This window comes from Caulobacter sp. S45, from assembly GCF_903642205.1.
In the GTDB taxonomy this organism is placed as follows: domain Bacteria; phylum Pseudomonadota; class Alphaproteobacteria; order Caulobacterales; family Caulobacteraceae; genus CAHJWH01.
Genome location: NZ_CAHJWH010000087.1, coordinates 1 through 13124 on the forward strand (window position 1 = coordinate 1; position 13124 = coordinate 13124).

9 protein-coding genes and 1 pseudogene are annotated in these 13124 nt (G+C 66.6%); 2 read left to right on the forward strand and 8 right to left on the reverse strand.

Annotation, left to right across the window (positions count from 1 at the left end; genetic code table 11):
• Both uvrA and HUV06_RS09830 read right to left on the reverse strand, forming a co-directional pair.
• Window positions 1-2857: excinuclease ABC subunit UvrA (gene uvrA, locus HUV06_RS09825; protein WP_174301093.1), on the reverse strand; the 2857-nt coding region annotated here is incomplete at its 3' end.
• Window positions 2858-4305: 1448 nt separating this feature from the next.
• Window positions 4306-4605, reverse strand: a complete 300-nt coding sequence (locus tag HUV06_RS09830) for a GIY-YIG nuclease family protein (protein WP_371811050.1) — start codon at window positions 4603-4605, stop codon at window positions 4306-4308.
• 152 nt (window positions 4606-4757) lie between these two features.
• Between HUV06_RS09830 and dgoD the strand changes: the two are divergent.
• Window positions 4758-5906 (forward strand): annotated as a pseudogene (gene dgoD / locus HUV06_RS09835) (galactonate dehydratase); the annotation flags it as partial.
• A 292-nt stretch (window positions 5907-6198) separates the two neighbouring features.
• On the forward strand, window positions 6199-7710 hold the full coding sequence (locus HUV06_RS09840; RefSeq protein WP_174301095.1) for a TadE/TadG family type IV pilus assembly protein: 1512 nt from the start codon (window positions 6199-6201) through the stop codon (window positions 7708-7710).
• A 177-nt stretch (window positions 7711-7887) separates the two neighbouring features.
• Here HUV06_RS09840 and HUV06_RS09845 read toward each other — a convergent pair whose 3' ends face one another.
• The 6 genes from HUV06_RS09845 to HUV06_RS09870 form a co-directional block, all read right to left on the reverse strand.
• Window positions 7888-8085 carry a Trm112 family protein gene (locus HUV06_RS09845; protein WP_174301096.1) on the reverse strand — a complete coding sequence of 66 codons (198 nt, stop codon included), beginning with the start codon at window positions 8083-8085 and terminating at the stop codon, window positions 7888-7890.
• 10 nt (window positions 8086-8095) lie between these two features.
• Window positions 8096-8767, reverse strand: coding sequence for an LON peptidase substrate-binding domain-containing protein (locus tag HUV06_RS09850; protein WP_174301097.1), 672 nt, complete (start codon window positions 8765-8767; stop codon window positions 8096-8098).
• 11 nt (window positions 8768-8778) lie between these two features.
• Window positions 8779-9768, reverse strand: a complete 990-nt coding sequence (gene trxA, locus HUV06_RS09855; protein WP_174301098.1) for a thioredoxin — start codon at window positions 9766-9768, stop codon at window positions 8779-8781.
• A gap of 76 nt (window positions 9769-9844) precedes the next feature.
• On the reverse strand, window positions 9845-10717 hold the full coding sequence (locus HUV06_RS09860; protein ID WP_174301099.1) for a TIGR01459 family HAD-type hydrolase: 873 nt from the start codon (window positions 10715-10717) through the stop codon (window positions 9845-9847).
• 86 nt (window positions 10718-10803) lie between these two features.
• A complete protein-coding gene (locus HUV06_RS09865; RefSeq protein WP_174301100.1) occupies window positions 10804-11541 on the reverse strand; it encodes a hypothetical protein in 738 nt (245 codons plus the stop codon).
• Between the two features lie 152 nt (window positions 11542-11693).
• Window positions 11694-12962: an EAL domain-containing protein gene (locus HUV06_RS09870; RefSeq protein WP_174301101.1), complete on the reverse strand. Its 1269-nt coding sequence runs from the start codon at window positions 12960-12962 to the stop codon at window positions 11694-11696.
• Window positions 12963-13124: the final 162 nt, after the last annotated feature.

The window sequence follows — 13124 nt, forward strand, 5'->3', positions numbered from 1 at the left end:
GCTCGTGCCGCTCCAGCACTTCGGCCAGGTACTTCCCCGTCCAGCTCGCCGGGTCCTTGGCCACCTGCTCGGGCGTCCCCTCCGCCACGATCAGGCCGCCGCCGTCGCCGCCCTCTGGGCCGAAGTCGAGCAGCCAGTCGGCGGTCTTGATGACGTCGAGGTTGTGCTCGATCACCACCACCGTGTTGCCCGCGTCGGCCAGCTCGTGCAGCACCTCCAGGAGCTTGCGGGTATCCTCGAAATGCAGGCCCGTAGTGGGCTCGTCCAGGATGTAGAGGGTGCGCCCGGTGGCCCGCCGGCTCAGCTCCTTGGACAGCTTCACCCGCTGGGCCTCGCCGCCGGAGAGCGTGGTGGCCGACTGGCCGACCTTGACGTAGCCCAGGCCGACCCGCTTCAGCGTCTCCATCTTGTCCCGGATGGAGGAGACCACCTTGAAGAAGTCCGCCGCCTCTTCCACCGTCATGTCCAGCACGTCGCTGATCGACTTGCCGCGGTAAAGTATCTCCAGCGTCTCGCGATTGTAGCGCCGGCCTTTGCAGACATCGCAGGTGACGTAGACGTCGGGCAGGAAGTGCATCTCGATCTTGATCAGGCCGTCGCCCTGGCAGGCCTCGCACCGCCCGCCCTTGACGTTGAAGCTGAACCGGCCAGGGCCGTAGCCCCGCGCCTTGGCGTCCGGCAGGCCTGAGAACCAGTCCCGGATCGGCCCGAAGGCGCCCGTGTAGGTCGCGGGATTGGAGCGCGGGGTGCGTCCGATCGGGCTCTGGTCGATGTCGATGACCTTGTCGAACTGGGTCAGGCCCTCGATCCGGTCGTGAGGCGCCGGCGCGTCCGAGGCGTTGTTCAGCCGGCGCGCGGCGGCCTTGTAAAGCGTCTCGATGGTGAAGGTGGATTTGCCGCCGCCTGACACCCCGGTGATACAGGTGAACAGGCCGACGGGGATTTCCCCCGTCACGTCCTTAAGGTTGTTGCCCCGCGCGCCATGGATGGTGATGACCTTCTTCGGGTTGCGCTTGCGGCGCACCTCCGGGATGGCGATCTCGCGCGCGCCGGTGAGGTACTGGCCGGTGATGCTGTCCTTCGAGGCCTTGATGTCGTCCGGCCTGCCCTCGGCGATGACGTGGCCGCCGTGGATGCCGGCGGCGGGGCCCATGTCGATGACGTGGTCGGCGGTGAGGATGGCCTCCTCGTCGTGCTCCACCACCAGCACCGAGTTGCCGAGGTCGCGCAGCTCCTGCAGGCTCTTCAGCAGCCGCGTGTTGTCGCGCTGGTGCAGCCCGATGGAGGGCTCGTCCAGCACGTACAGCACCCCCGTCAGCCCGCTGCCGATCTGCGAGGCCAGCCGGATGCGCTGGCTCTCCCCGCCGGAGAGCGTGCCGGACGCGCGCGCCATGGACAGGTAGTCCAGCCCCACCTCCACCAGGAAACGCAGCCGGTCGTTGATCTCCTTCAGGATGCGCCGGGCGATCTCGAGCTGCTTAGGGCTAAGCGTCGGTTCCAGCTCGGTGAACCAGGCGCGGGCGTCGCGGATCGACAGGCCCGACACCTCCGAGACGTTCCGCCCGCCGATCTTCACCGCCAGGGCTTCCGGCTTCAGGCGCGCGCCATGGCAGGCCTCGCACGGCGTCTCGGACTGGTAGCGGCCGAGTTCCTCGCGCACCCAGGCGCTGTCGGTCTCGCGCCAGCGCCGCTCCAGGTTCGGCAGCACGCCCTCGAACGCCTTGGAGACCTCGTACTTGCGGGCGTTGTCGTCGTAGGTGAACTTCACCTTCTCAGCCCCCGTGCCCTGCAGCACCACCTTGCGCGCCGCATCGGCCAATTCGTACCAGGGCAGGTCCATCGAAAAGCCGTAGTGGCGCGACAGCGCCTGCAGCGTCTGGGTGTAGAGCGGCGAAGGCCCCTTGGCCCAGGGCGCCACCGCCCCCCGGTGCAGGCTCTTGTCCTTGTCCGGGATCACCAGGTCGGCGTCGAAGGTCAGCTTCTGGCCGAGCCCGTCGCACTTGGGACAGGCGCCGAACGGGTTGTTGAAGGAAAAGAGGCGCGGCTCGATCTCGCTGATGGTGAAGCCCGAGACGGGGCAGGCGAACTTCTCGGAGAACAGCAGCCGCCGGGCCGCCTTCTCGCCCGGCTTCACGTCGGCCCATTCCGCTATGGCGATGCCGTCGGCCAGGCGCAGGGCCTGTTCCAGGCTGTCGGACAGGCGCGTCTCCAGGCCTTCCTTGACCACAATGCGGTCCACCACGACGTCGATGTCGTGCTTGAACTTCTTGTCGAGCTTGGGGGCCTCCTCGATCAGATAGAGCTGGCCGTCGACCTTCACGCGCTGGAAGCCCTGGCGCTGCCAGTCGGCCATCTCCTTGCGGTACTCGCCCTTACGGCCCTGGACGACGGGGGCGAGCAGGTTCAGCCGCGTGCCTTCCGGGAGCGCTGTGATCTTGTCGACCATCTGGGTGACGGTCTGGCTCTCGATCGGCAGGCCCGTCGCGGGCGAGTAGGGCACGCCCACCCTCGCCCAGAGCAGGCGCATGTAGTCGTGGATCTCGGTGACCGTGCCGACGGTGGAGCGGGGGTTCTTGGAGGTGGTCTTCTGCTCGATGGAGATGGCCGGCGACAGCCCCTCGATCAGGTCCACGTCGGGCTTGCCCATCAGCTCCAGGAACTGGCGGGCATAGGCGGACAGGCTCTCCACATAGCGCCGCTGGCCCTCGGCGTAGATGGTGTCGAAGGCGAGGCTGGACTTGCCCGACCCGGACAGCCCGGTGAGCACCACGAGCTGGCCCCGGGGGATGTCGACATCGACGCCCTTGAGGTTGTGCTCCCGCGCGCCGCGCACGCGGATGAAGTCGTGTTCGGGCATCGGGCGTTCCGGGGCTGCGCCGCGGGGCCGGCGCGATCCTCATATGTAGTGTGGGAGGGTAGCGCGGCATGGGGAACGGAGCAAGAACTTCGATGGCGGTATTGGTCTCATTGCAGCGCCTAGCGATCCAAGCTCACTATCGAGCGTCGGTCAGGTTGCTCTCTCCCGAAGGTGGTATTAGCGTTATAGTCGCCAGTACGACTTATGGCACCTCAAGTCAGAACAGAATGGCCGATGGCATGTCATTTAGGATCGCTAGTCGCAGTAGCAATGCTTTTTCTCGCTAACAAGCCAGCATGGTCTGAGAGCTACATACCAATTGGCCCAGATGAAACTGGCAGCATTAACTCTTTAGATTTTGACAGCATCAAACCGTCTGGACCCTCTGTACAGTTTACGTACCGGTCTATGTACAAGCACGACCCAAAGTGGAACGTGCCAGCCAATAATCATAGCTATGTCGGTACGATGATTGACAACTGCGACAATGAAATAGTCGCCGACGCCTCATGGAAGATATTAGATCTTAACGACGTTGTAGTTGGGCACGGAAATACAAACCGTGACAGGCTACAGTTTTCTCACGATCCGGATAGCGAAACCCTCTTGCCGAAGATTGCGTGTGCACGAGTGAAGCTCGTGACGGACGCTGCTTCGGCCGCAAATGCTGCGAGACCGATTGACTCCGACGAGGCCAGGCTTCAGCCCCAGAGCAAAACAAACTCGGTGCCTGGGGGAAACAAGTCCGCTAGCATCACCCATGGACGAGGATACACAGAGTTCCACGATAAGGGAATTTCGGCACAGGTTGATAACACGGGCAAGGGAGCGGTGCTCTGCTTGTGGCAGATATATAGTTTTATCATTGAGGTCGGAAATCAGTGTTTCAAAAACAATGATGACATACAACGAGAGTTGGTTGAATCTGTAAAGCGGATCGACGCTTTTATTATCAGAAACAGCTCGCATCCAGTGACGCAAGCGCAACTCTCTGCGTCGGAGGCTCAGGCCACGCAGAATCTTCATAAGTCCGGTAACATGTGCAAGGGAGACGGAGCCAATCTCTACCAACGAGTGCGAAGTGGCGGAGCAGCGGGCATACATGGCTCGTTAGACGAGCTGCTTTCAGTTCCTAGAGAGCCAGTGATGAACCCGTGCCTGTAAAGGGGACGTCCTTTTACACACATTACAATCTTTCTGCTTGCACTGTTTACGTCGCGCAGTGCCGCCGTGCTCGGGCGCGCCAAGGCGACCTGCTGCGTAGGCGAGCCTGCGGCTCAACCTTGACCCTCTTAATCCCGATCATCCCGGCGAATGCCGGGACCCAGATTGTAGGGCTCTCGGATGGGGGAACGGGAGCGCTGCAAACCTCTGCACCTCTGCGCCTTGTAATCTGGGTCCCGGCATTCGCCGGGATGAGCGGATTAAAATTTGGGGGATTAGGGCGGTCAGCAGTTCAGAGTCTCGTAGAGATCGGTCCAGGTTGGGTTGGCCGCTTCGATCAGCATGAGCTTCCAGCTGCGGCGCCAATCCTTCATGCGGCGCTCGCGGATGAAGGCGGACTCGCGGGTGTCGTGGGTCTTGTACCAGACGAGGCGGTCGCAGCCGTGGCGGGAGGTGAAGCCGTCCTGCGCCTTGATCTTGTGGTGGTGGATGCGGCGGGCGAGGTCGTCGGTGGAGCCGATGTAGATCGTGCCGTTGCGGCGGCTGGCGACCATGTAGGTGTAGAACACGGGGGACCGTCCCACCTTATAATCTGGGTCCCGGCATTCGCCGGGATGAGCGGAGGTGAATCAACCGTGTGGTGTGTAGACGATGAGCACACGCGCCGCAGCCTAGCAAGGCTCCCGATTCCCCCTGCTCCCATTCCAGCCTAGAACACCCTCTCGCACCCCGGAGCCCGCCCATGAAGATCGCCCGCATCGAGACCATAAAGGTCCCGCCCCGCTGGCTGTTCGTGCGGGTGGAGACTGACGAGGGCCACGTGGGCTGGGGGGAGGCGAGCCTGGAGGGGCATGCGGGGGCGGTGGAAGGGGCGTTCGGCGAGCTGCGGGAGCGCTTCGTCGGCCACGACCCCTTCCGCATCGAGGACGCCTGGCAGGTGGGCTACCGCGGCGGCTTCTATCGCGGGGGTCCGGTGCTGATGAGCGCGCTGTCGGGGCTGGATCAGGCGCTATGGGACATCAAGGGGAAGGCGCTGGGGGTGCCGGTGTGGCAGCTGCTCGGCGGCAAGGTGCGCGACCGCATCCAGTGCTACGCCTGGATCGGCGGCGACAAGCCGGAGGAGGTCGGCGAGGCCGCGGCGGGGCGCAAGGCGCAGGGCTTCAAGGCCATCAAGATGAACGCCACCTCCGAGATGCAGTGGCTGGACACGCCGGCCTCGCTGAAGGCCACCGTGGCCCGGGTGGCGGCGGTGCGGGACCAGGGCGTGGACGCGGCGCTCGACTTCCACGGCCGGGTGCACAAGCCCATGGCCCGCCAGCTGGCCGACCGGCTGATGGAGGTCTCACCCCTGTTCATCGAGGAGCCCATGCTGTGCGAGAACATCGAGGGCCTGCGCCAGATCGCCAACATGAGCCACGTGCCGATCGCGGCGGGCGAGCGGCTCTACTCCCGCTGGGACTTCAAGCGCTTCTTCGAGGAAGCCATCCTGGACATCTGCCAGCCGGACGTGAGCCACGCCGGCGGCATCAGCGAGACCCGGCGGATCGCCGCGATGGCGGAGGCCTACGACATCGCGCTGGCGCCGCACTGTCCGCTCGGCCCCATCGCCTTCGCGGCGTGCCTGCAGGTGGTGGCCGCGACGCCGAACTTCGCCATCCAGGAGATGAGCCTGGGCATCCACTACAACACCGGCGGCCACGACCTGCCGACCTACCTGGCCGACCCGTCGCTGATCACGCTCGACGACGGCTATGTGCAGGTGCCCGAAGGTCCGGGCTTGGGCGTGGTGCTGGACGAGCAGGTGATCCGGGAGGAAGCCAGGAGCTACGCCAGCTGGTCCAACCCGGTGTGGCGCAGCGCGGACGGCGGCTTCACCGAGTGGTAGGGCGCGACTGACGCCAAATAAGTGCTGAAATCCACTCTTTGCCGGCCTCATTCTAAGCCTGTTGCGGTACGAGACTGCAGCACGCCCGGTGGACGCCTCGTCCTTCGACAAGCTCAGGATGAGGCGGCTGGTAGGGTTTATGCATCAGCTCCTGCCGCTCCAAGGTCCCGATCTGGCACGCTGAACTCATGAACGGCCGCTAACGCCGTCGTTTCACGGCTCTCTAAGAGTTCTGCGCGACATTGGTCGGGATCGTGCCCTGTTGCGGGGGACGTGTGCCCACGGGTGACGCTTGAAGATTTCCGCCATCTTTGATCGCCTTTCGAGGCGGATCGTCTCGGCGGCGCGCCTGCTGCCGCAGAACCGGCACGGCGCTGTGGCGCTGATGTTCGCCCTTTTGGCGCCCTTGCTGATCCTATGCATGTTCGGCGCCATCGATGTCACCTCGATGAACAACAGCCGCAACCAGCTTCAGTCGGCCACCGACACCGCGGCGCTTGCGGTCAGCTCCACAGACTCCGAGAATCCCAACACTACCGAGGCCACGCTGAAGTCTCTCGCCGCAAGCATGCTGCAGGCCAACTTCAAGGGCGGCACGCCGAGCCTCACCGCGTTCTCGCTGTGCACGCCCGTGCAGACCGCCGACTGCGCAAAGGTGAACGGCAATCCCACGGTGACCAACACGGTCAGCATGACGACCAGCGTGAAGGGATCCTGCTGGGTGCCCCTCGTGCTGCCAGGCGTTTGCACCGGCGGAGGGGAGACCGCGCCGGTCTACGCCTCCAACACCACCAACATCGGCTTTGCCGCCAACATACAGATGAACATGCTGCTGGACGTGTCCGGCTCTATGATCGTGGGCGCGACCACCAACGACGTGAACCTGATCTCCACCTGGGTGACCAACAACTGGAGCCAGGTGCACTATTCCGGGGACAGCAGCCAGTCCAAGCCCTGCGCCTTCGCCTGCCACGACGAGGGCCCGACCCCGGGCAGCACCACCCCCTCCGATGTGCAGACCGGCCTGACCAACGCCCACGCCGCCGGCGCGACCACCCGTTACGACGTGATGATCTCGGCCGCCAGCGCCCTGATCGACCACATCCAGACCGAGGTGACCTCAGGCCCGCAGGCGCAGGCGCTCAGCAAGAACACCTACGGCTTCAACGTCTATTCTCTGAGCGACAACCTGGTTGCGCCGACCGCCGCCTACACCAACACCAACTATTCCGGCGCGAAAACGGCCATCAGCAACGTCCAGCTCGGCGTGGACACGCACATGAACGAGTACCTGCCAACCTTTGTCAGCGACATCGGCGCAGGCGGCACCGGCAACAGCTCGACCTCGCCGCTGAAGTTCGTGATCCTGGTCACCGACGGCGTGGAGTCCGATTTCTACAAGGACTTCTACTCGGGCGAGAACGGCAACGTCGGCTGCAACAACAGCTCCAACCTCGCCTCTGACCCGGCCTGGAGCTACTACACCTTCACCGGCTGCTACGCCTCGCCCATCAACACCGCCTACTGCACCCAGCTCAAGAACAACGGCGTGGTGCTGGCGGTGCTGGAGACCCCCTACGTGCCGCTCACCGGGCAGGACCCCAACGAGCAGCTGTACGAGCTGTTCGTGCGCCACAACCTCTATCCGAGCGGTCCTAGCGGGCCGAGCGCGGTGAGCACGGCGCTCCAGGCCTGCGCCACCACCGGCTACTACTACCAGGCCAACAGCTCTGCGGCGATCTCAAGCGGCTTCACCAGCCTGACCGACAAGTTCCTGGCCTCGACGGCCTACGTGAAGCAGTAGGCAGGACCCATGCTCGTCCTCTCCATCGCAGGTGGGGAGGGCCGCCGAACTTGATGGAGGGGCGCGAGCGCGGAAAACGCCGCGAGACGGCCAACGGTCATTCCGCCTGGCTTCGACGCGCGGCTTGCTCCCCGCGTTCGGCGGCCCTCTCCTGCTGGGTGGGAAAGCGCCTAGCTGCTAGTCCCCCAGCGCCCGGGCTTCTTCCGGCAGCATCACCGGCACGCCGTCGCGGATGGGATAGGCCAGGCCCGCGGCGCGGCTGATCAGCTCCTTCGCCTCACGATCGTACTCCAGCGGCGTGTGGGTCACCGGGCAGACCAGGACCTCCAGCAGGCGGGGATCGACCTCGGAAGTCTTCAGGGGCGAAGGGCTCATGGGATGATTCTCATTGCATCGAGGGAGCTTCGTCCTCGTCGCCCCCGCCCGGCGTCGCGGCGCCCATCTGCAGCAGGGCGACCAGGGCCTGCCGGCGGCTCTCCACTGAAAGCGCCTCCAGCAGCGCCTGCTTTTCCGGCGGCTCGAACGGCAGCGCCATGGACAGGCTGTTGATCAGCGCCTCTATGGGCGCCTCCTTGGCCTGCGTCCAATCGATCTCCAGGCCTCGCCCATCCAGATAGGCCTTCAGGCCGGCGAGGAGCTCGGCTCGACCGGGCTCCAGCTCGCTGTCGTCGCCCTCGCTGTCCAGGTCGAGCTCGTAGCCGGCGAAGGCGGCGCGGACTTGGCGGTAAGGAGTCTGGGTGGAGGGCTCGGCCACCAGGCGGAAGCGGCAGACACCGGTCAGGGTCAGCAGGTAACGGCCGTCCGAGGTCTCCGCATAGCTGGTGATGCGGCCCGCACAGCCCACGGCCGCCAGCGCCGGGTTGTCGCGCGCGCCGCCCGACCGGGTCTGGATCATGCCGATGATCCGCTCGCCTGCCATGGCGTCGTCGATCATGTTCAGATAGCGCGGCTCGAAGATGTTAAGCGGCAGCTGGCCGCGCGGCAGCAGCAGTGCGCCGTCAAGCGGGAAGATCGGGATCAGCTGGGGCAGGTCGGACGCGTGGCGATAGCTGGCCATCGCCTCCACCCTCACGAGAACAGGATGGAGGAGAGGCGCTTGCGGCCCAAGCGCGCCACGTCCGACATCGGCCCCGCCGCCTCGAACACGGTGAGCAGCTGCTTGCGCGCCGCCTCCTCGTTCCACATGCGGTCCTTCTCCAGGATGATCAGCAGGTGGTCGGCGGCCTGATCGAATCGGCCCTGGCCGGCCAGCAGCTTGGCCAGCTCAAAGCGCGCTTCGTGGTCGCCGGCGTCGGCAGCCAGTCGCTGCTCGAAGGCGCGCGACTCCTCCGTGGAGCCAGCTGCGTTGTCGGCGAGCATCAGGGCCGCACGGACGCTGGCGAGGTCGGGGTCCTTGGCGTCGGCGGGGGCCATGGCGGCCGCCTCGCGGGCGTGCTCCAGGTCGCCGCCCGCCATGTAGCAGCGGGCGAGGCCGGCAATGGCTTTCACGTTGTCCGGCTCGGCCTGCAGCACGCCGGCATAGGCCTGCATGGCGCCGGCCAGGTCGCCGGCCTCCAGGCTCTCCCGCGCCATGTCGAGCAGGGCGTCGATGTCCGACGGTCCGGCGGGGCCGCTCAGCCGCTCCACGAAGGCCTTGACCTGGCTGTCGGGCAGCGCGCCCTGGAAGCCGTCCACCGGCTGGCCGTTGTCGAAGGCGTAGACGGTGGGGATCGACTGGACCTTCAGCTGGGCCGCGATCCGCGGGTTCTCGTCGATGTTGACCTTGACCATGCGCACCGCGCCCTTGGCGGCGCGGACGTGCTTCTCCAGCGCCGGACCGAGCTGTTTGCAGGGACCGCACCAGGGCGCCCAGAAGTCCACGATCACAGGGCCGGCGCGGGACGCCTCGATCACGTCGGCCATGAAGGTGGCGTCGGTGGAGTCCTTGACCAGGCCGTCCGCACCCGCGGGCGCTGCGCCCGGCTGGGCCACCTGGACCGGCGGCGGCTTGGGAGCGAAGCCGAACAGGCCGGGCTTGCCGCCGTCGGGGGCGCTCGCGCGGGTCTTGTTGCCAAGCATGGGTCTGATCTCTTCCTGTGGCCCGTCTGCGCCTAAGATGGGCCGCCGCACGGCGGGCTGCAATCGCCGGGACGGCTCACCAGGCGAGTTCGGCCATCACATAGCTGGCGTGGGCGCCCACGGAGTCGAGCAGCGCCTGGGTCCGCGCCAGCGACAGGGCGCCGCCTGGCTCCAGCACCTCGGCAGCATGGACGCCGCTGGCGGCGGCGAACAGCACGTCCAGGTCCTGGCCGTTGGCGCCCTCCACATCGGTGCGCAGGCCATCGCCGATCGCCAGCAGGCCGGTGCGCGGGCTTTCGCGGCCGAGCAGGCGGGCGGCCTCGGCATAGGCGCGCTGGTAGATGGGGGCGTAGGGCTTGCCGGCCATCACCACCTCGCCGCCGAACTCGACGTACACGTCAGCCAGGGCGCCGGCGCAGAAGATGGTCTTGCCGCCGCGCTGAACGACGCGGTCGGGGTTGGCGCAGACCATGACCAGGCCTCGGTCCACGCAGGTCTGCAGCCGCTCGCGGAAGTCGTCGGGCGTCTCGATCTCGTCGTCGAACAGCCCGGTGCAGGAGACGAAGGTCGCCTCCTCCGGCACCTCGGCGAACTTGATCCCCGTTCCGTCGTAGAGCGGCGCGTCGCGCATGGGGCCAAGCGCCCAGGCGGGGCCGGGCGCCCGGGCGCGCAGCTCCTCGCGGGTGGCGTCTCCGGAAGTGACCACGCTCGTCCAGGCGTCGCGCGAGACGCCCAGGGCGTCAAGCTGCAGCACAACGTCGGGTCCGGGGCGGGGAGAGTTGGAGATCAGCACCACCGGCCCGTGCCGGGCCTTGAACCGGGCGAGCGCCGCGCAGCCCTCCGCGAAGGGTGTCCGGCCGTTGTGCACCACCCCCCATATGTCGCAGAACAGGGCGACGTAGTCGGGCGCGACCTCGCGGAGGCCGGTCAGCAGGCGAGGAGGGGTCATCACCGGCGGCTAGAGGGCGGAACGCGCGCGGTCAATGGTGGCCTGACCCCAGGGTCGCACGGAGCGTCGGTGTGGCGTGACGACGATCAGGTCCGGCCGAACCGCTGGGCGGCGTCCCCGACGAACTCGCGTGGGCCTATATGCCCGAGCCGGCTGCGCGTATCCAGCCAGATCCTGCCGCCGATCGCCCGCCACCGCTGGCAGAAGGCGTAGTCCTCGCTGAGATATTCGCGCGTCTCCGGATCGATCAGGCAGTCGAACAGGGCGAACTGGTTCGGACTGAGGCTAGGCGCCATGCGGTTGTGCGAGGCGACGTACCGGGTGTCCGGATAGGCGGCGATGAGCTTGTCGAAGGCGCCCCGGCTGATCAGCATGAAGCCGCAGCCGGCGAACACCCCGGTGGAGAAGCCGTCGATCGTCTGCCTCTCGTCCGGCCCTTCGAGCGTGCCGACATAGCGGGTCTGCGCCGACTCCAGGCTCTCCCCCGCCTGCATCCGTTCGAAGACGGCGGCGTCATAATGGACGACTTTCAAGGGGTACATGCCGGCGACCACCTCTTGATCGAAGGCCAGCATGCGCACAACCGCTTCGGCCGTGAAGCCGATGTCCGCGTCCACGAACAGCAGATGGGTTGCGCTCGGCGTGTCCAGGAACTTGGCGACGAGGCTGTTGCGGGCCCGGGTGACGAGCGAGTCGTAGCCGATCATCTCCACCGTGACCGTCACGCCGCTGCGGCTCCCGTCCAGCAGCAGGGCGCAGACCGACTGCATGTAGCGCTGGCTGACGAGGCCGCCGTAGCATGGCGTGCCGATGACAAGATGCATTGAGCCTCCTCGGGCCGGAGCGGGATCGGTGTGGAGGCAGGTTGCGGGCTGGACGCAGGCGCTTCGATGTCCGGCACGTTTCGCGTCTGATAGGGCGGCCTTCAACCGACTGTCCAGCTCCTGACGGCGGTAGGGCCTTGTCAGACCGCGCCTCAGCCGTAGGCGGCGCGGGTTCTCAAGGGGGCGCGGTTGAACTCTTCCGGGGGCGCGGTCTCGGCCATCACCGCCTCGCGGATGGCGCGGGGCTCGCCGAACAGGTGGCCCTGGCCGAAGCCGACGTCGAGCTCCAGCACCTCCACCACCTGCCGTTCGGTCTCCACCTTCTCGGCGATGATCTCCACGCCATAGCGGCGCATCAGCGGCGCGTAGTCGGCTGCCAGGATGTCGTTCATGGAGGCGAACACCGTGCGCCCGTCCTGCTCCTCCAGTTCGTCAAGGAGCACGGAGGCGCCGATCTTGACGAACTTGACGTCAGCCCGGGCGAGGTCGGCATAGTCCAGGTCCAGGTCGGCCACCTTGTCCATGGAGAAGCGGAAGCCGAGGTCGGCCAGCTTGCCCATGTTCCGGCTCTCCTTGGCGCCGCGGTCGCGGAACGCCTTCTGGCCCAGCTCGAAGATCAAGGCCTGGGAGAGGTCCTTGTTCTGGCTCATGAACTCCAGGAAGCGCGGGAAGAAGCTGTCGTCCGACAGCGAGGCCGGCGAGATGTTGCAGAAGATGCCCACCTGCCGGTCGCTGGACGCCAGCCGCCGTACGATCTGCACGCAGCGGAACAAGAGCAGGTTGTCGATGGCCTGCACCAGTCCCTCCGGCTCGGCCACCGACAGGTACTCCGCCGGCATCATCACCCGCCCGGTGGCGTCGCGCAGGCGTGAGAAGCTCTCGTAGAACAGGGTCCGCCGCTGGGGCAGGTTGACCACCGGCTGGAGGTAGAGATCGACCCGGTTCTCCTGCAGCGCCTCGCGCACCGTCTCCAGCAGCGCCGCGCGCTGGGGGTCCGGCGGCGGGTGGGCGCCTCTGCGGTCGATGACGTGGGTGGCGCTGGCCAGGCGCGCGGACAGGCTCTCGCCCATGCGCGCGACCAAGTCCTCCAGCATGCGCACCTCCGAGACGATGGCCTCGGTGCGCTCCACGCTCTCGCTGGCGATGGTGGAGCCGAGCTTCTCCAGGGCGTCCTGGGTGGCCTCGATATGGTCCGCGAGGATGCGGTGGGCGTCGCGCAGCGTGGCGATCTCGCTCTTCAGCGATGCGGTGTCGAAGATGCGCCCCACAAGCGTGTGGAGCGAGAAGGCGAGCGCCAGGGCGCCCACGAAGGCGCTCAGCCCCGCCGCCCAGCCCGCCCCGCCCCGCCACATCAGGGCGGCGACGGCGAGGGCGGCGAATATGTAGGCGCAGCTCAGAAGCGCCGCCGCCAGCTTGCGCATGGGTCCGCCCGGCTTCGACCCGGAGCGGTCGATTCGGGCGAATATCAGGGGTTAAGGTTAAAAAGGCGATGCGGTTTATGGGCCCGGAAACGCGTCCTGCCGCGCTGTCCTCAGCGCGGCTTTGCACGGGTGGAGCCACCCCTGCGTGGGGCGAACGCATGT

Coding starts and splice junctions, on each gene's coding strand:
- HUV06_RS09850 (WP_174301097.1), bottom strand. CDS start 8,767: ATGGCCAGCTATCGCCACGCGTCCGACCTGCCCCAGCTGATCCCGATC.
- trxA (WP_174301098.1), bottom strand. CDS start 9,768: ATGCTTGGCAACAAGACCCGCGCGAGCGCCCCCGACGGCGGCAAGCCC.
- HUV06_RS09870 (WP_174301101.1), bottom strand. CDS start 12,962: ATGCGCAAGCTGGCGGCGGCGCTTCTGAGCTGCGCCTACATATTCGCC.
- HUV06_RS09845 (WP_174301096.1), bottom strand. CDS start 8,085: ATGAGCCCTTCGCCCCTGAAGACTTCCGAGGTCGATCCCCGCCTGCTG.
- HUV06_RS09860 (WP_174301099.1), bottom strand. CDS start 10,717: ATGACCCCTCCTCGCCTGCTGACCGGCCTCCGCGAGGTCGCGCCCGAC.
- HUV06_RS09865 (WP_174301100.1), bottom strand. CDS start 11,541: ATGCATCTTGTCATCGGCACGCCATGCTACGGCGGCCTCGTCAGCCAG.